At 38.7% G+C, this 18,760-nt stretch carries 16 protein-coding genes; all 16 read right to left on the bottom strand.

What is annotated here, in order from left to right; translation table 11 throughout:
* Nucleotide 1: 1 nt before the first annotated feature.
* The 16 genes from DWV68_RS01715 to cdaA all read right to left on the bottom strand — a co-directional run bounded on the left by DWV68_RS01715 (nt 2) and on the right by cdaA (nt 18,739).
* A complete protein-coding gene (locus DWV68_RS01715) occupies nt 2–1,561 on the bottom strand; it encodes a glucosaminidase domain-containing protein (protein WP_118664866.1) in 1,560 nt (519 codons plus the stop codon).
* On the bottom strand, nt 1,558–3,915 hold the full coding sequence (locus tag DWV68_RS01710; RefSeq protein ID WP_197420791.1) for a glycosyltransferase family 2 protein: 2,358 nt from the start codon (nt 3,913–3,915) through the stop codon (nt 1,558–1,560). Before DWV68_RS01710 ends, DWV68_RS01715 begins: the two co-directional genes overlap by 4 nt.
* Before the next feature lie 209 nt (nt 3,916–4,124).
* Nucleotides 4,125–5,558, bottom strand: a complete 1,434-nt coding sequence (locus DWV68_RS01705) for a hypothetical protein (protein ID WP_118056505.1) — start codon at nt 5,556–5,558, stop codon at nt 4,125–4,127.
* A 6-nt stretch (nt 5,559–5,564) separates the two neighbouring features.
* The gene (locus tag DWV68_RS01700) at nt 5,565–6,464 is read right to left on the bottom strand and encodes a class I SAM-dependent methyltransferase (RefSeq protein WP_118056506.1); all 900 of its coding nucleotides are present in this window, start codon (nt 6,462–6,464) and stop codon (nt 5,565–5,567) included.
* A 22-nt stretch (nt 6,465–6,486) separates the two neighbouring features.
* Nucleotides 6,487–7,797, bottom strand: coding sequence for an ABC transporter ATP-binding protein (locus DWV68_RS01695; RefSeq protein WP_118177098.1), 1,311 nt, complete (start codon nt 7,795–7,797; stop codon nt 6,487–6,489).
* A gap of 13 nt (nt 7,798–7,810) precedes the next feature.
* Nucleotides 7,811–9,223, bottom strand: coding sequence for an ABC transporter permease (locus DWV68_RS01690; RefSeq protein WP_243089418.1), 1,413 nt, complete (start codon nt 9,221–9,223; stop codon nt 7,811–7,813).
* A gap of 33 nt (nt 9,224–9,256) precedes the next feature.
* Nucleotides 9,257–9,847 carry a dTDP-4-dehydrorhamnose 3,5-epimerase gene (rfbC, locus tag DWV68_RS01685; protein ID WP_118639078.1) on the bottom strand — a complete coding sequence of 197 codons (591 nt, stop codon included), beginning with the start codon at nt 9,845–9,847 and terminating at the stop codon, nt 9,257–9,259.
* Between the two features lie 42 nt (nt 9,848–9,889).
* The gene (gene rfbA, locus DWV68_RS01680) at nt 9,890–10,768 is read right to left on the bottom strand and encodes a glucose-1-phosphate thymidylyltransferase RfbA (RefSeq protein WP_118639077.1); all 879 of its coding nucleotides are present in this window, start codon (nt 10,766–10,768) and stop codon (nt 9,890–9,892) included.
* A gap of 207 nt (nt 10,769–10,975) precedes the next feature.
* Entirely contained in the window at nt 10,976–12,061 is a 1,086-nt protein-coding gene (rfbB, locus tag DWV68_RS01675) for a dTDP-glucose 4,6-dehydratase (RefSeq protein ID WP_022244503.1), read from the bottom strand.
* Between the two features lie 105 nt (nt 12,062–12,166).
* Nucleotides 12,167–13,108 (bottom strand): glycosyltransferase family 2 protein, encoded by a 942-nt coding sequence (locus DWV68_RS01670; RefSeq protein ID WP_118639076.1) that lies wholly within the window; start codon nt 13,106–13,108, stop codon nt 12,167–12,169.
* Nucleotides 13,109–13,124: 16 nt separating this feature from the next.
* Entirely contained in the window at nt 13,125–13,955 is an 831-nt protein-coding gene (locus tag DWV68_RS01665; RefSeq protein ID WP_117842153.1) for a glycosyltransferase family 2 protein, read from the bottom strand.
* 11 nt (nt 13,956–13,966) lie between these two features.
* The gene (gene rfbD, locus DWV68_RS01660) at nt 13,967–14,842 is read right to left on the bottom strand and encodes a dTDP-4-dehydrorhamnose reductase (protein WP_117842152.1); all 876 of its coding nucleotides are present in this window, start codon (nt 14,840–14,842) and stop codon (nt 13,967–13,969) included.
* Between the two features lie 3 nt (nt 14,843–14,845).
* A complete protein-coding gene (locus DWV68_RS01655; protein ID WP_022244507.1) occupies nt 14,846–15,109 on the bottom strand; it encodes an HPr family phosphocarrier protein in 264 nt (87 codons plus the stop codon).
* Nucleotides 15,110–15,126: 17 nt separating this feature from the next.
* The gene (gene glmM, locus DWV68_RS01650) at nt 15,127–16,476 is read right to left on the bottom strand and encodes a phosphoglucosamine mutase (RefSeq protein WP_022244508.1); all 1,350 of its coding nucleotides are present in this window, start codon (nt 16,474–16,476) and stop codon (nt 15,127–15,129) included.
* A gap of 3 nt (nt 16,477–16,479) precedes the next feature.
* The gene (locus tag DWV68_RS01645; protein WP_118664862.1) at nt 16,480–17,862 is read right to left on the bottom strand and encodes a CdaR family protein; all 1,383 of its coding nucleotides are present in this window, start codon (nt 17,860–17,862) and stop codon (nt 16,480–16,482) included.
* On the bottom strand, nt 17,828–18,739 hold the full coding sequence (gene cdaA, locus DWV68_RS01640; protein ID WP_330414758.1) for a diadenylate cyclase CdaA: 912 nt from the start codon (nt 18,737–18,739) through the stop codon (nt 17,828–17,830). The genes DWV68_RS01645 and cdaA overlap by 35 nt, the downstream gene beginning before the upstream one ends.
* Nucleotides 18,740–18,760: the final 21 nt, after the last annotated feature.

Genomic DNA, 18,760 nt, shown 5'->3' with positions numbered 1-18,760 from the left:
CTTATCTGCCTTCTGCTCTTCCATATTGAACATAATGTCCATAATACCCCTTCCAGTCATTTCCGAATGCCTGCTGCAGATCCGCATACTTATTACGATAAGCGGCTACATCAAAGGCTGCGTTTCCTCTTCTTCCTTCTGTCATTCCATAATTTATAAAATGTGCAAGGACTGCTCTGTCATCATTTCCAAAGGCTGCTCTTATATCCGGATATAAATTGATATAATAATTATAATCATATACAGAAGAATAATCTACCCCATTATATACAGTCAACGGATTAACCAGTTCTGTTACGCCACTGGTTACACGTTTTTCCGATTTGCCGGCATATAGATAATGCAGATAATACTGCTTTAAATCCATTCCAAAAGCTGCCCTAAGATCAGAATACGCATTCCGATAAGAATTTATATCAAATGCCTCATTACCCTGCCGTCCTTCGCTCATTCCATAATTTACAAAGTGAGCAAGAACTGCCATATCATCATCTCCAAAGGCTGCCCGGATATCCGGATACTTATTTACATAATAATTATAATCATAGACAGGAGAATAATCCACTCCATTATAAACCGTTACCGCATCAAAGTTGTCAACCGGTCCGGATGCAATTCTGTGTTCACTCTGTCCATAATATACATAATGAAGATAATATGATTTGAGGTCATTCCCAAAAGCCATTCGAAGATCCTTGTACCGGCGTTTATAAGAATTTACATCAAAATATACAATTCCCTGCCGTCCTTCCTTCATTCCATAATTCAGAAAATGGGAAAGCAGACTGTCGGAACTTCCGCCACAGGCTGCTGCCACATCCGGATTATGTAACATATAATAATCCGGATTGTATACTGCCTCATAGTTCACTCCCTGATACCAGGTGGAATAGGTAGAATAATTCCGCATTCTTGCAATATAATCATTGACAATACTGTTTCCGTAGCCCCATGCAGTTGCCCAGCCGATTCCCGTTGGATTCTCATGTTTGCCAAGCCATTCTACATATGGTGCACTGCCTTTATTTACAAGGCTGTAACGCGGGTCTACGACTTCCTGATTCAATGGTTCTGATGTCGCATATGCTTTTAAATGCTGCACCTGGGCACGGATTCCCATACGAACGGTTGGAAAGCTGTTACCCGGATTGCCATTACCGGTAGCACCAAGTCCTGCAAAGTTAAACTGCTCAATATGGACATCTCCTCTGTAACGGAGAAATCCTGTTTCCTTCATTGCCTGCGCGAATGCCACCTCGGCACGGACGCCCTCGGCATTACATTCTTCCATATACATCATGCAGAATACATAAATATTTGGTGCATCCGTATTGGCGTAAAATGCCGGATAAGCCTGATTTGCCTGATAATAATTAATCATCTGTCCAATGGTAACCGTTGTCGGTCCCATAATACTGTATCCACCGTCATAATATGTATTTATGGTAGAATTGACTCCATTTACTACCTGCGTAGCTTCTGTCGGTTGTGCCATCATGAAACATGCTGCCAGCACTAATGTTAATAACCTTTGCACTCTTTTCTTTACTTTTCTCTTCATTGCATCTCCGATTCTTTCTTCAGTTCAAAATTTCCGGATAACAAGCTTAAATTAGGATTGTAATACTCGTCACCTTTTTCTAAAACATCTTTCCATTTTTTCGCCATATAATCTACTTCTCCCTCAAAACGATTACGTTTTTCCAAAGTATCTTCCTTTCCTCTGGAAATAGACTCATGGTGATACAATAACGCTTCTGGATCATATACGATTAAATAGCCCGCTTTTCTTACTTTCAGGCATAAATCGATATCATTAAAAGCCACTGCCAGCTTTTCTTCAAATCCCTTCACTTTCTCATAAACTTCTTTTTTCGTGAGCATACACGCTGCTGTTACAGCATTCAGATTCTGCTGGATAATTCCTCTTGCGAAATAACCACAATCATCTGCCGGATGTCTGGATAAAGGATGCCCGGCAATTCCACCCATGCCAATAATAACACCGGCATGCTGCACCATATTGTCCGGATAAAGCAATTTTGCTCCTACGATTCCAACTTCTTTACGTTGAACATTTGCAAGCATTTCACTCAACCAGTTTTCCCTGATTACTTCTATATCATTATTCAAAAACAGAAGGTACTCTCCATTCGCATACCTTACTCCAAAATTATTTATTGCAGAATAATTAAACTTGTCCTTCCATATTACAACCCGAATATTTTCACGCTGCTCTATTGTTTTATAATATTCAAATATTTCATTTGTTGTACTATTATTCTCTACAATAATAATCTCGTAATTTTTGTAATCTGTTTTCTGTATAACCGACTCTATGCAACGCTCCAGTATTTCTTTCTGGTCTTTATTCGGTATAATAATTGATACTTTCTTCTGTTCACGTATTGGATATATCACATGATAAAATCCTAGGTGCTCTGTCATTACAACCTGACAGTCATCCTCTCCCATGCGTTTTAAGTGGTCTTCTATTGCTCTTTTTCCAGCTTCATAACAATACATTTTGCTTTCCTGATTTGCTGCTGTTGAGCCCGGATGACAACGCCAATGATACAATACTTTCGGAACATGTTCTACATGCTTGCTTTGTTCTATACAACGCAATATAAAATCATAATCCTGTGAACCGTCATATTCTTTTCGGAAACCACCCACCTGGTCCACAATACTTTTTCTAGCCACAAATAAATGGCAGATATAGTTATTACTCCGAATCAAATCCAAATTATAATCTGATTTGAAATGAGGTTCAAAATAATCCTTTAAATCAAAAGAAACTTTATCTTCATCGGTATAAATGACATCTGTTTCATCTTTATAATGCTCATTCATCCATTTTACGACTTCATAAAGTGCATCTGGTGCCAGTATATCATCATGATCCAGTAATGCCATATAATCTCCCGTTGCGATAGACAACGCCGCATTGGTATTTCCTGCTATTCCGAGATTTTCTGAAAGGCAAAGCATCTTTATCCGCTTATCCTTTTTCTGATAACTTTCAACAACATTTTTAACGGTATCCTCTGTAACGCTGCCATCTCCAATGCACAATTCCCAGTTTTCATAGCTCTGATTTCTTACGGAATCAATCATCTCTTTCAAGAATTTTTCCGGTGTTTTATATGTAGGCACTATAATACTGATACATGGTTCATAATCCAGCTTTTCTGCCCTCTGCTTTTTCAATTTTCTGGCATTCGGGATATATTTTTTTCTCCAGACATTATAAACCTCTTCTGTATCCTGAAACCGCTTTTTTATTCTGTCACAATACTTCTTCCATCCAAAGTTTACCAGATAATGCCAATCATCTATGAACAATTCTTCATCTCTATTCTTTAACATATCGAAAAAATTTTCATATTTTCTGTTTTCTTCCCTGGCCTGATCTACTAATTTATTGCATTCCACAATAAATTTTTCAGAAGTTTTTCCGCCTTTTAAAACAACAGTATAAATGCCTTTATTTTTTTGCGTATTTTTCCACTTTACCTCAAATCCAAATTCTTTTTTACTTTTCTCTAACCCAAAATTTTCATTTACATCAGCCCGATACTTTCTTTTCAACATAATCGTTTCCTGCTGACCATCTTCATTTATAACGCTCAACTCTACTGGTACACTGTCTATTTTCTGCATATCAATAACTGATGTGGTAAATCCCCAGCCATCAATAGATATAATTTCATTATTATATACGGTTTGCTCGATATAATACTTGATTTCAGGCTCTACCTCGAATTCCATATATTCCTTTAAATTTGCCTCAAACAATATTTGTCCACTTTCATATCCAATACCTATATTGCACTCGTTCTGATTCTCCACCTCAAATTCCACATCTATTACAAAGCCGGAATTTAAGTTAATATTATAGTCTTTATACATTTTTTGGACATCTGCTCTGTCTATATATTTCATATACATTTCAGTTTGCTTATTATTTATATAAACCTGCAAATTTTTGTTTTTGCCACTTTTAAGAAATGCCCAACCTACAATTTGTAAATATGCCCTATTATCATCATTGACATAGCAACAAATTTTATCAATACTATAAATATATTCTTTTTCTTCAATTGCAACATGTTCTCTTATCATTTTTTCTTAACCCTTTTCATTTTATCTGCCATATCACGGATAGGTTTTGTTATTTTCCATGACCTTGAATTTATGATTGCTTCATACATTTCTTTATATTGTTCTATCTGGGAATTTAAATTTTCCTTTTCAAGTTTTAAATTCTCATTGTTTTTTGACAGTTCATTATTTATCTCTATTTGGTTCTTCAATAAAGCTTCTTTGTTCTTTCTTTCTTCTACTTCTAATTGTAATGCAGCTTGTCCCAGTCGATTCTTTTCTCTCTCATTCCTAATGATAAAATCTATATTATGAACGATATCTTTTGAAAAAGCATTTAAATTTATTTTTCTATAAACGATATTTAAGCATCCATCTTCTTCTCTTGCCTGCAATAAAATCTGCGGATCACTCGTTTCAAAGAAAAAAATCTTATTGGAGAGTTCAACACCATTTGTTTCTATCTTTTCTTTTTCTTCGCCCTGTGCATTATAAATATGTTCTATGCTAATGATACATGGCTCCTCAACCGGATCTAGTCGGAGTTGCTGCATTCCCTCTGGAATTTCTACTTTCACCTTCAGGTTTCCATCTTCTAATTCCTGCACTTTTTTAAAGTAAGAATTTTCTTCTTTAAAATTTCTATCCTTTCCATAGAATACCTGCATAGTTTCTTCAAGTTCAACTGCGGAAAGGATGTGATTTAAATCTACAGTTTTATGGTTCATCATTTTCGGCATATCGCGTAATGGAATATTATCATCCATGATATACTGTTGAAATTTCTTTTCCATTTTTGCAAATTGAATCTGTTCTTGTGTAGTTATTCCAACCATTTCCATCAAAAAATCCTGTTCCATATTTCTTCTATTTTCCAGGCGGGCATACCAATAAGCCAATGTACGATATACAACAAATTTTACCGGTATAGGAAATTGAAAGCTCCACTCATAATCAATAACTGTCCAGTTATTATCCTTTACGATAATATTATCAAACAGCATATCAATATCTGTTATTTTTAAAGCATACTGTGTTTCTTCAAAATGCACCATACCAAAAACTTTTTCAAAAGAGGGTGTAATTGTAAATACATCCTTATCTTTTAATCCATATATTTTTTGAGCAAACTCTGATATGATTTGAAAAACTTTGTCCATCTCATTTTTTTCAAAATATGAGTCAATAATTTTATCTAATCCATTCCCCTCTACCATCTCAAAGTTTATTTCATTATACTCTTTTTGGCATCCGGCAACATTAAGGGCTCCTTCAAATTGTCTTTTTAAAGGTGCATAATATGATGCTATATTTTTTATATGTTCTCTTGCGCTCTCCGTTGTCGCTCTTTTTTTTAAAAGCTTCTTATCCCCATTTGCAAAAATCTCTGTACAAATGGCGAATTGATTGGCTCTATCATTAGAATATTTAACAAAAAGAATTTTATCCATTCTCTTTTAGTCTCCTTTTTTTATCCTAAGCAAAAAAGAATTGGAAAACTCCGGGAAAAGTCCGGCACCAATAATTCCATCGAATGCTTTTGTCTCATCAAATAAAAGCAGACGGCTTCTGTCAAAATTTCTTATATTCATACTTAATTCCGCCTTCTTAGGCAGATATTCATCAGAATATATTGCCATCGGAAACTTATAATCCGGATATGGATAATAAAATTTATATTCCAGATTGCTTATTTCCTGTAATATATTCTCTATTTCTTTTTTTGAAAAGTTTCTCATCTTATGGTTATCAAAACCTATATAGTCCTGTATTCCAATAAAATAATCAGAATATAATTCTTCCTGACAACCTGACCAATACTTCATTCCTATACGATTATCACACGCTATTAGTATTTCTCCACCGTCTTTCAGATGATTAAATGCACTTTTTATAAATGTATGATATGGTTTTTCATCAGCAAAATAATCAGGTGCTTTCGAAAATGAGCCGACCATTACAATATAATCATAATCTCTCTCTAACTCATTTTCCATTTTATCATATGTTCCTGTAAACACTCTGAGATTTTCTTTTTTACTATTTCTGCATTCATTTATCTGTCTTTGCAAATCATTGTTTTCAAGACTTGTCACCTGTAATACTTTATCAGCAATACATCCTGTAACAGCCCCGCATTCTGCATCTATTTCTAATACTTTTGCATCTTTCTTAAAAGGATACCATTCCAGAATATTTCTTCGCATAGGCGAAAGATGATATAGAAAAAAGAAGTCCTTCTTTTCAGATATAATTTTCTGAAAATCATCCTCAGTATATTGCTGCACTATTTTGAGCAGTTCTTTCATTTTCTGGTTTTCAGTATTATTTTTTCCTACCTTTTCTACTATATTCAAATCCTGACCCTACAACTTTCTCTTACTCTTCTATCTTCTCCACTGTTGTAACAGAATTCATATCATAAAAACCTACGGTATTTTTATCTGAAACCACCGTCACATTGCATACATCATATAATCTGTGGTATACCTGGAACTCACCGTCACGATATCCGGTACAGCTCATGGACAATAAGTATTCGCCTCCCTGCAGGAACATATCCTGCTCAAAGGTTGCAACATAAGTCTCCCCTTCTTTTGCCAATGGAACATCCTTCTTCTCATACATGGTATTGGTTCCGGTTATTGCCACACCCTGTATATTTTTAAAGGTATAGGTAAATATCGGATCATGAACATCCTGTTTAAATTTTACTTTGGATTTCAGCCGGAATCGTGTTCCTTTTACAATTGCATTGGTATAATTACCATTCTCATCTATTATGGCAAAGTCTTCAATTTCAGCGGCACCATTGCCATATTCATCCACATCCGGATTCAGATTGTAATGATTCTTCCACTGTCCTTCGCAGGCAGCCTCTTTGATTTCCTTTTCATCATCTTCTTCCAAGGAGCTCATGTCCATCTGGTGTGCTGCGATTTCCTCCGCCTTATCCTGATTGACCATGATTCGCTTATACATGCTTACCATTTCTTTTGGTGTACCCTCTGCCAGCTTCTTTCCTCTGTTTAAAAGTACAACACGGTCACAGTATTTGCTGATGCTGCCCAGATCATGGCTGACAAAAAGGATGGTTTTTCCCATTTTCTTAAAATCTTCAAATTTCTTGTAGCATTTTGCCTGAAAGAATACGTCTCCTACCGACAACGCCTCATCGACAATCAGAATTTCCGGGTCAATATTAATCGCTACCGCAAATGCCAGCCGCACAAACATACCACTGGAATATGTCTTGACCGGCTGATGCACAAAGTCACCGATATCTGCAAAATCAAGAATATCCTGCATCTTTGCATCAATCTCTTCCCTGGAAAAACCAATCATGGTTCCATTAAGGTAGATATTCTCAATTCCGGTATATTCCATATTGAAGCCTGCACCCAGCTCCAACAGTGCAGAAATTCTTCCATCAATCTCTACATGACCACCGGATGGATTCAAGACTCCGGTAATAATCTTAAGAATCGTAGATTTTCCGGAGCCGTTGGTTCCGATTATGCCAACGGTTTCTCCTCTTTTTACATCAAAAGAAACATTATGCAGTGCATAATGTTCCTTATATAATTTCTTTCGTGTCAAGCCTAACGATTCCTTCAGTCTGTCTGAAGGTTTATCGTAAAGCTTATATAATTTACTTACATCATCTACTCTAATTGCTACTTCGCTCATATCCTATGCCTTCCTATAATACATCTGCAAAATGAATCTTCAACCGCTTAAATATCATGGTTCCGATACCGAATAATACTGCTGTCAGAAGCCAGAAGTATAAAGTCAGTGGGGCATTTTCCCAGAACCACGCCTTATTAATCAACGCATCCCGGTATCCTGCCACAATATAGTACATCGGATTCAGTTTGAATATGGTAATCAGCACTGGAGATAATTCCATGGTATCAATGTTCCACATAATCGGTGTCATCCACATCCCAACCTGCAGAACAATGTTAATCACCTGTGTTAAATCACGGAAAAAGATTACAATCGCACAGGTTGCATACACGATTCCCAATACCATAATAAACATGGCAAAGGTATAATACACAATCTGCAATGTATATAAATCCGGATAATAGTGATATGCACTATACAGCACCAGCGTAAATACTACGAAGAATACATGTACAAACAGTGCAGATACTACTTTCACAATTGGGAGAATACTTATCTTAAATACAACCTTCTTAACCAGATAGCTGTATTCAATCAGTGCATTGGTTCCACCATTTAATGCATCCTGGAAGAAGAACCAAGGCACCAGACCTGCAACCAGCCAGAGTACAAACGGAACATCAATTCCGGCTCTGGTGTTGATTCCGCCAGCCTTTAATCCCTTTTCAAATACGAACCAGTATACCACTACCGTTACAATCGGCTGTATAAATGCCCAGATAATACCAAGGTAGGAACCTGCAAATTTAGTTTTAAAATCATTCTTTGACAAATTCCAGAGCAGCTTTCTGTTCTGATACACTTCTTTCGGAAGAACAATCAGCTTTTTACCTGCTTTTAATGCAACAATAAGAATGATATCTAATACAACACACGCAAGGATTTTAACCAGAAGATACCGAAGCCACAGGCTGTCCTTTACCAGCTTCGCAATTCCCCAGTTCTCTGTATTCCATACCAGATAAGGATCCTCTTTTTCTGCTGTCAGGGCAATACCGTCCGAAACATTATTCTGTTTTACTTCCTGCAGACGCACTGTTTCTGAAAAAACATTCTGATCTATTACCGCAGTTTTTCCATTACTTTCAACGGTTATGCCGGAAATAGTTGTCTCGGATGCTCCGCTTCCCAAATCAAAGCGAAGATATGAAGCATCTGCCGACACGGTATATTCTAACGTTTTCTCTGTTCCAGCTTTTTTATAATTCACTCCGCTGCTTTGTTCTGCCTTGAAATCATCCGGCATTTTCTGTCCGTCTGTCAGATAGAACATCTCCATATAATTTTCTTCATCGGATGTAAGTGTTACCTTTACCGTAACCTTCTTCTCACTTAAAGCCGGTTCATATCTGAAAACCAGGATGTTCGCCAATATACCAAACAGTACCACCAGCAGGCTGGCTGCGAGTCTCTTCTTAGACATATCATTTACTCCTTATGTTACTTCAACTGTCTATCAGTCTTTCCTGCAGTTATTCTTATTCTCTGCATATGCCTTGATGCCATGCCATACTTTATCTTTGTCGGATAAAATCAAATCTGCCTCTGTCATTCCTTCCGGCATTGGCCATTCTACTCCGATGTCAGGGTCATTCCACAGAAGTCCGCCCTCATCGTTTGGATGATAGAAATCAGTAACTTTATAGCAGAATTCTGCATAATCACTTAATACGATAAATCCGTGTGCAAAATCCTTTGGAATGAAGAACTGTTTCTTGTTCTCAGCAGACAAAGTAACTCCAAACCATTTTCCAAAGGTTTCAGAACCTTCTCTTAAGTCAACTGCGACGTCAAATACTTCACCGTTTACTACACGCACCAGCTTGTCCTGTGGATAGTTTAACTGGAAATGAAGTCCACGAAGTACACCTTTCTTGGATGCAGACTGGTTATCCTGTACGAATTCGCAGTCAATTCCCGCTTCCTTGAAATCATTATAGTTATAGGTCTCCATAAAGTATCCTCTTGCATCTCCGAATACTGCAGGTTCAATTACTTTTAATCCTTTGATTCCATTACAGTCGTTTGTTACTTTAATTTTTCCCATTTTTCTCTTCCTCGCTTTTCTACAATAATACCCAACTCTATTTTATAATCCGTTAGCAACATCCATCAGATACTGACCATATGCAGTCTTAAGTAATGGCTGCGCCAGCTTCTCTAACTGTGCTTTATCGATGAATCCTCTCTTGTATGCAATCTCTTCGATACAGGAAATATATAATCCCTGACGTTTCTGGAATGCTGCTACGAAGTCCGCTGCATCAAGAAGCATGTCATGGTTTCCGGTATCTAACCATGCAAATCCTCTTCCTAAGGTCTCAACCTGAAGGGTTCCGCGGTTCAGATATTCATTATTAACACTTGTAATTTCAATTTCACCTCTTGCAGATGGTTTTACATTCTTGGCAATCTCTACTACATCATTGTCATAGAAATAGAGTCCCGGAACTGCATAATTGGATTTTGGCTGAGCCGGTTTTTCTTCAATTGACAATGCTTTACCATTCTCATCAAATTCTACTACACCGTATTCTCTTGGATCTTTTACATAATATCCGAAAATGGTTGCTCCCGGCTGGCTCTCTGTACGCTCTGCTGCACTGCGAAGCACTTTAGAGAAACTCTGTCCATAGAAAATATTATCGCCTAATACCAATGCCACTGCATCATTGCCAATGAATTTCTCACCGATGATAAATGCATCTGCAAGTCCTCTTGGCTGTTCCTGCACTGCATAAGAGAAAGACATTCCCAGCTGGCTTCCATCTCCTAATAACTCCTCAAATACCGGAAGGTCTCTTGGTGTAGAGATAACCAGTACCTCACGGATTCCTGCCAGCATCAGTGTGGATAATGGATAATAAATCATTGGTTTGTCATATACCGGCATAATCTGCTTGGATACTGCCTTGGTTAATGGATAAAGTCTTGTTCCGGAACCTCCGGCTAAAATAATACCTTTCATGGAAAAATCCTCCTTAATCATATTGTTTACGTTCTCCAACGCATTCTTTCACCTAATAAATCATTTAATTATAACATATTACATCGTATTTTTCATCCATATTTTCCTTAATAATTTCTGTAGTACCCATGGAAATACTGGCGAAAACGCACAAAAAAGCGGACAGGTCTTGTATTTTCCTATCCGCTTCTCTTTCTATACTTCTATTTATTTATCTTTATACATATCTGCATAATATTTCTGGTAGTCACCACTGGTTACATTGTTCATCCAGTCTTCATGCTCAAGATACCAAGCGATTGTCTTCTTGATACCATCTTTGAACATGGTCTCCGGCTCCCAGCCAATCTCAGCTTTGATTTTGTCCGGAGCGATTGCATAACGTCTGTCATGTCCTTTACGGTCTTCTACGTAAGTGATTAAATCTTTGCTTACATTTGCTTTTCTTGGATCATCATCCGGAAGAATCTCCTGTAAAGTTTCAATAATAATGTTGATGATTTCGATGTTACGTTTCTCATTGTGCCCACCGATGTTATAAGTCTGTCCAAGACGTCCCTGCTCCTGAACCATATCGATTCCCTTTGCATGGTCATCTACATATAACCAGTCACGGATGTTCATTCCATCACCATATACCGGGAGTTTCTTTCCGTGTAAAGCATTGTTGATGATTAACGGAATCAGTTTCTCCGGGAACTGGTAAGGTCCGTAGTTATTGGATGTATTGGTAATATTTGCTGGGAAATGATAAGTATCAATATAAGATTTTACTAACATATCAGAAGATGCCTTACTTGCAGAGTATGGGCTGTGTGGCTGATATGGTGTTGTCTCATAGAAGAAGCTCTTTCCATCATCCGGAAGGGAACCATATACTTCGTCTGTGGATACGTGAAGGAATTTCTTACCTTCCTTGAAGCTTCCATCCGGAAGTTCCCATGCTTCTTTTGCACAGTTTAACATAACTGCAGTACCCATTACATTTGTATGAACGAATACTTCAGGGTTTTTGATACTACGGTCAACATGACTCTCTGCCGCGAAATGTACCACGCGGTCAATGTCATTTTCTGCAAACACTTTGCGGATTGCTTCTTTGTCTGTAATATCTGCTTTTACAAATGTATAGTTGTCTCTGTTCTCGATGTCTTTTAAATTTTCCAAGTTTCCTGCATAAGTTAATGCGTCTACATTGATAATACGAATCTCATTGTCGTATTTACGAAACATGTAGTGAATGTAGTTTGAACCAATAAATCCGGCTCCTCCAGTTACTAAATAAGTTCTCATCTTATTCTCCTCCTGATTTAAAAATCGTTTTATTATGACACAGTCCTCATTTATTTGTCAACTTTTTAGAAGTTTGTGCACATTTTTGTACATAATTTAACAGTTCTATTCTTTATCCAGTCTTTTCTTTCTCTCTTCGATTGCCTGCAGTTCCATTTCAAAATCCTGCCGGTTCTTCTGTCCAATGGTCTGCAGGATAAGTCCCGAGAAGAATGCCTGGGTTGCTGCCAATATCGTAAAACAGCAAGCAAATAAAGTCGGGAAGTTCGGCACCATTCCGGTCTTTGCATATACTACCAATACCGGTATCAGGAAACCAACTCCAAGAGCAGCCAGTATAAATGCAATAATGCCAAAGAATGACATTGGCTTATAGGTCCGGTACAGTCTTGCAATGGTACGCAGTACCTTAAATCCATCTGAATAGGTATTCAGCTTGGATACACTTCCCTCCGGTCTGTCACGGTACTCAATAATCACATTGTCTACCTGCATATTCTTATCTGCTGCATGAATGCTCATTTCTGTTTCAATTTCAAATCCCTTGGATAATACCGGGAATGATTTTACAAACTGATAACTGAACGCTCGATAACCTGTCATAATATCTTTAATATCCGTGTGGAAGAAAAGATTGATAGATTTACGCACCAGGGAATTACCAAAATTGTGGAATGGTCTGGTATTTTCCTGGAAATAAGTAGAAGAAAGTCTGTCTCCTACTACCATGTCTGCTCCATGCTCTAGCACCTGTTTAATCATCTCCGGTGCTGATTCTGCCGGATAGGTATCATCTCCATCTGTCATGATATAACATTCCGCATCAATTTCACGGAACATTCTTCGAATAACATTTCCTTTTCCCTGCTGATATTCATAACGTACGACCGCACCGGCACTTCTTGCGAGCTCGTCCGTTCCATCATTGGAATTATTATCATATACATAAATAACAGCTTCCGGAATTACCCGTTTAAAATCCTCTACTACCTTTACGATTGTTTTACTCTCGTTATAGCAGGGAATCAATACTGCAATTTTATCCATTTTAGTCCCCTTTCGCTTATTTATGCACAAACAGTTTCAGATATACAGATGCCGCAAAACAGCGGAACTTGCGAATCATAACACTGCGTCTGATATCTTTCGGTGTCAGTTTCAAGCGTTCTTTGTTTTTCTCCAGTAAATGCAGATGTTCCTCTACATATACTTTTGTTTTTTCCTTGTTGCCCCCCATAACTTCTCCAGTATTTGAACCTTTTCGCACACGGAAGAAATTCAGTGGTTCGTGTATGATATAAACATCGCCTTCACATGCCAGGGAAACAAAGAAATCATAGTCTAAGATATAGGTATAATCTGTATCAAATCCTCCGATTTTCTCTGCCACATCTCTCCGGAAAGTATTTGCCTGTGGTGCTCCGAAATAATCCTGTGAAAAGAAGCCCTTCCGGCAGATTTCTTTTCCATCTACCAGTCCGCTCTTCTTATAGCGTTTATAAAAGCCTTTTCCTTTTCCATTTAAATCAATCAGCTTGGTATCACTTTCTGCAATCACTGCTGTAGGATTTGCCTCTAAAGCATCTACTTCCCGCTTCAATGCATCCGGTGATAAAATATCATCTGCACAGACAAGCTTTGCATATTTACCGGTGCATAAGGAAAGACAGCGGTTCCAGTTTCCTGACATTCCAAGATTCTTATCATTATGATAAAGCTTAATCCTCTCATCCCCGATTTCCTGAATCAGTTCATAAGTATTATCTTTTGAATTATCATCCACAATTACAAGCTCTATATTCTGATATGTCTGATTTAAAATTGAATCAATCGTATCTTTAATGTATTCCGCATTATTATATGCCGGAATACATACGCTTACTAATGGTTCCATTTTTTCACCTATTATCCCAACAGTTCTTTCATATAGACATCCAGTGCATCCTGCCAGTCTGCCATTACAAAGTCACTGGTAAGCTTAATCATATAATCCTCCAAGATAGAGTATGCCGGTCTGTTAGCGGATGCCGGATTCATCTCTTTGTACTGCTTACTGGTTACATGATTTACTTTTACATTCTTTCCTGCTCTTTTGAAGATTGCTTCTGCGAAATCCGCCCAGTTGGTATCTCCTTCACAGGTTGCATGGAAGGTTCCATAATTCTCTGTGCTTTCCAGATAATGAATCATTTTTGCTAATTCCACTGCACTGGTAGGTGTTCCCACCTGATCACAGACTACATTTAATTCATCATGGTTCTCTGCCAATGCCAGCATTGTCTTGACAAAGTTCTTTCCATCCCCATAAAGCCATGCTGTTCTTAAGATAAAATGTTTCTTTGCAAATTCCTTTACAAAGTTTTCACCCTCTAACTTAGTCTTTCCATAAGCACTTACCGGATTTGGTGCATCAAACTCTGTGTATGGTCTTGTCCCATTTCCTTCAAAAACATAATCCGTAGATACATGAATCATTTTTGCATCTGCTTCGGTTGCTGCAATACTTAAGTTTCTTGGTCCGATTGCATTAATCTTATATGCAAGATCCCACTGTTCCTCACACTTGTCTACATTGGTATGTGCGGCGCAGTTGATGATAACATCCGGTTTCTCTGCACGTACCAGCTTCAGTACTGCATCTACATCAGTAATATCAAGAGAGACAACTCCTTCTCCTTCTACTACATCTGTGTTGATAAATTCCACATCACTTGCTGCATATTCCTTACGAATAGCTCTTCCTAACTGTCCATTGCATCCAGTTACCAATATCTTCTTCATCTTTTATTCTCCTAATCCACTTTCTACGGCTTCTACCATTGCCTTTAATGCTTCGTCCTCATCATCACCTTCGCAGACGAATTCGATTTCATCTCCAAATTTGATGCACGCACCCAGTACGCTTAAAACACTTTTGGCATTAGCAGTATTTCCGCGATAATGAAATGTTACTAACGATTTATACTGCATTGCTTCCTTGCAGAGTATTCCTGCCGGACGCAAATGTAATCCTGTTGGATTCTTTATTTTAACTTTCTGACTTACCATTTCTATTCCCCTCCTGATTACAGCATTGTGTTGGTAATTAATTCAGCCAGCTTCTGTGCTTCTTCTTCAATCTCGCTCTGGTTCTTTCCCTCAATCATAACTCTTACCAGCGGCTCGGTTCCGGATGGACGAATCAGTACCCTTCCTTCCCCATTGAATTTCTCTTCCAATGCCTTGATTGCCTCTGCAATCTCAGTATATTCCATGAATTTTTCTTTCTTGTGATTCGGCACTTTGGCATTCACAAGTGCCTGCGGCAATACTTCCATCACCTCTGCCAGCTCAGATAATTTCCTGCCGGTTTCCTTCATTACCTGTAATAAATGAAGTCCGGAAAGAAGTCCGTCACCGGTTGTATTATCATCTAAAAATATAATATGTCCGGACTGCTCACCCCCGATATTATAGCCATTCTCCAGCATATTTTCAAGGACATATCTGTCTCCGACCTTGGTTTTCTCTACATGGATGCCTTCCCGCTCTCCCATCAGACTGAAGCCAAGATTGGTCATAACGGTTACTACAATGGTATTTTTCTTCAAAGTTCCTTTCTTCTTCATATGGCATCCACAGATTGCCATAAGCTGGTCGCCATCCACCAGGTTACCTTTTTCATCTACCGCAAGCATACGGTCAGCATCGCCATCAAATGCAAGACCAACGTCTGCTTTTTCATAAACAACCCTTGCCTGAAGTTCTTCCATATGGGTGGAACCGCAGTTGGCATTGATATTGGTTCCATCCGGCTTCGTATGGATAGCAACCAGATCTGCACCCAGGTCTTTTAATGTCTTAACCGATGTATAGTAGGATGCACCCTCTGCACAGTCTATCACAATCTTCATACCGGTCAAATCAACCGGCACACATTTCTTCATAAATTTCACATATTCATCACGCAAATCAAAACGATAGTCAATTCTTCCCACACCGGATCCAATCGGCAGTACAACATCTTTCATATTATTGCGGATCAGCTCTTCGATTTCATCCTCCAACGCATCAGACAGCTTATATCCGTCTCCATTAAAGAATTTGATTCCGTTAAATTCCATCGGATTATGGGATGCGGAAATCACAACGCCTGCATCTACTTTATGTTTTCTGGTCAGATAGGCAATCGCCGGTGTCGGCATTACCCCTACATAGATTGCATTGGCTCCTACAGAACAGATTCCTGCCATCAGTGCATTGGCAAGCATTCCACCTGAAATTCTTGTATCACATCCTACAATTAATGTCGGCTGATGTTCCTGCTCTTTCGTCAGCACATAGGCACCTGCCTGCCCAAGCTTTGTTGCCAGTTCAATGGTCAGCTCCGCTCCTGCAACACCTCTTACACCATCTGTTCCAAACATTCTGCTCATTTTCTAATCTTCCTCCGAATTTCCATTATTCGTATTATTTCCATTGGTACTGCCCGTTCCCGTTTCTGTACCACCATTCGAACCCGTATGGGTTCCATTGTCATTTCCAGTATTTGTAGTATCTGATGTGTCTTCTGATTTCTTTGTTATGGTTATCACTGCAGTCTGTGTTCCATTTACCGAATATAAGCTGTCATCCAGCTCCAGGGTAACTGTTACGGTATGATTGCCTTCTGCCAGTCCTGCTGCATTTACATTTCCCTTAATACTGTCTGCCATAAGTTTATCCAGATCATTACGCAGTCCCTTTAAAGTTATCGTAACTGTACTCTCTGCAAAGGCTGCTTCATAACCCTCTTTCAGATTCTGAATTGCAATGTTTTCAACCGGTACGCTATAAGATTCTGACACAATCTGCTCCACCACTGCGGTTACTTCAACATTCAGATTGTCAGCATCGACCACCTCTACATCATCCGGCAGATAAGAAGAAATATTAATTGTCTTCACTACATTGCCAGTTGCATCGCTGATATCCAGCTGGTCTGACGGAATCACAATACTTCCGGCTGCGTTCAGTGCTTCCGGTGTTCCCTTTATCGCTATCTTATTCGGATTAATCGTCACTCCGGTGCATACAAATCCATCTGCAACCGTTCCACTCGGTTCAATTTCTACTGAAAGGTTACGGATATTAAGTATCGTAGCCGAAATTGTCACTTTATCAATATTAAAATTCAGCTTTGAGGTGTCTACCGCCTCACCGTTTGCATTATATACAACCGGAACTACACTATCCGTCAAGTCTGCGGATGCACCTGTTACATCAATGGTTGCTTCTACATGATCAATCTGATTCACCACCGATTCCGGTCCGGTTACTTTTAAGATGTTCGGAGATACCCGCACATCTCCCACTGCATAATTCTCAGCTGCATCTCCTACTGTTTTTGCCTTAATAGAAAACTGTGACAGCATCAGATCTTCTACATTTACTTCCATATACTGTGTTTTGCCCTGGAAGTTCACCGCAGACGCATATCGTGTTGCAGTTATCTCAATCGGTACCCGGTATACACCGTCTACCTGCTCAACATTTTCCATATCTGCTACTGCCCGGAAGTCAGTATTGCTCAAGTTCTTCATAACAGAACGCACAGTAGAAACCTTAAAGGTTACCTGCAGATTACTGTCCTTTGCTTCAAAGTATTTGCCCTGCTGTGTCATATAATCCGAATTGGTTATCGTAATAGACGTGGTAAAGTTCTTCGCCTGTGTCGGATCATCAATGTTGACAACAACGAGCCACAGCACAACAGAGAAGAATAATGCTGCAACCTTCAGTCCAAAATTATTCGTCACCAGTTTTGTCAGCTTTTTTAACATTGCGTAACCTCCTCTTCAGTAATTGGAAGCGCTTTGGTTCGATATTGCTGCTCTGGAGAAATTTCAGTTTGCTGCGCAGAAACTCCGCATCCACATTACGGTACAGCTGTCCACCCATCGCAATAGAAACCTTTCCGGTTTCCTCTGATACCACAATTGTAAGAGAATCACTCACTTCACTAATTCCAACTGCCGCACGATGTCTGGTTCCCAGATCCTTGCTCAGTTCCAGGCTGTCAGACAGTGGCAGATAACAGGTTGCAGAGACAACCCTGTCCCCACGTACAATAATAGCTCCGTCATGTAACGGAGTGTTCTTTTCAAATATATTAATCAGAAGCTGGCTTGATACCAGGGAATCCAGTGCAATACCGGTTCTTTCGTATTCTGTCAGCATAATTTCATTTTCCACTACAATTAGGGCTCCGGTCTTCACCTTACCCATCTCATAGCTTGCCTTTACCAGTTCTCCAATCGTATGGTCATTGAAACGTTCCACTCCGTTTTTTCCAAAATCAAAAGAAAAGAGGGATGAAATAAATTTCTTTCGTCCCAATTCTTCCAGTGCTTTCCGGAGCTCCGGCTGGAAGATAACAACGATTGCAATAATCGCTACATTAATCGTCTTCTCTGCTATCCAGAGAATTGTATTCATCTGGAAGATTGCTGCCACAAGTACAAACGCTAAAATCACAAGAATTCCTTTTAACAGCATCCATGCCCGTGTATCCTTAATCCATTTCAGGACGTGATAAAACAGGAACGCAATAATAAGCATTTCTACAATATCAGTCTTTGATACCGTAATGTTCAAAACGCTTACCCACGCCAGATAATTTTCTTTAAAATTTTCCAACACTGTCAAAAATGACTGCACCTGTTCCACTTCCTCTCTGTC

Source organism: Roseburia sp. AF12-17LB, assembly GCF_003479605.1.
GTDB lineage: Bacteria > Bacillota > Clostridia > Lachnospirales > Lachnospiraceae > Roseburia_C > Roseburia_C amylophila.
This window is presented reverse-complemented; position numbering and strand designations above follow the sequence as displayed.

Bases quoted from the DNA above. Each gene is read 5' to 3' on its own strand.
- DWV68_RS01715 (WP_118664866.1), bottom strand. From the start codon at position 1,561: ATGAAGAGAAAAGTAAAGAAAAGAGTGCAAAGGTTATTAACATTAGTG.
- DWV68_RS01710 (WP_197420791.1), bottom strand. From the start codon at position 3,915: ATGTATAAAGACTATAATATTAACTTAAATTCCGGCTTTGTAATAGAT.
- DWV68_RS01705 (WP_118056505.1), bottom strand. From the start codon at position 5,558: ATGGATAAAATTCTTTTTGTTAAATATTCTAATGATAGAGCCAATCAA.
- DWV68_RS01695 (WP_118177098.1), bottom strand. From the start codon at position 7,797: ATGAGCGAAGTAGCAATTAGAGTAGATGATGTAAGTAAATTATATAAG.
- DWV68_RS01690 (WP_243089418.1), bottom strand. From the start codon at position 9,223: ATGTCTAAGAAGAGACTCGCAGCCAGCCTGCTGGTGGTACTGTTTGGT.
- rfbC (WP_118639078.1), bottom strand. From the start codon at position 9,847: ATGGGAAAAATTAAAGTAACAAACGACTGTAATGGAATCAAAGGATTA.
- rfbA (WP_118639077.1), bottom strand. From the start codon at position 10,768: ATGAAAGGTATTATTTTAGCCGGAGGTTCCGGAACAAGACTTTATCCA.
- rfbB (WP_022244503.1), bottom strand. From the start codon at position 12,061: ATGAGAACTTATTTAGTAACTGGAGGAGCCGGATTTATTGGTTCAAAC.
- DWV68_RS01670 (WP_118639076.1), bottom strand. From the start codon at position 13,108: ATGGATAAAATTGCAGTATTGATTCCCTGCTATAACGAGAGTAAAACA.
- DWV68_RS01665 (WP_117842153.1), bottom strand. From the start codon at position 13,955: ATGGAACCATTAGTAAGCGTATGTATTCCGGCATATAATAATGCGGAA.
- rfbD (WP_117842152.1), bottom strand. From the start codon at position 14,842: ATGAAGAAGATATTGGTAACTGGATGCAATGGACAGTTAGGAAGAGCT.
- DWV68_RS01655 (WP_022244507.1), bottom strand. From the start codon at position 15,109: ATGGTAAGTCAGAAAGTTAAAATAAAGAATCCAACAGGATTACATTTG.
- glmM (WP_022244508.1), bottom strand. From the start codon at position 16,476: ATGAGCAGAATGTTTGGAACAGATGGTGTAAGAGGTGTTGCAGGAGCG.
- DWV68_RS01645 (WP_118664862.1), bottom strand. From the start codon at position 17,862: ATGTTAAAAAAGCTGACAAAACTGGTGACGAATAATTTTGGACTGAAG.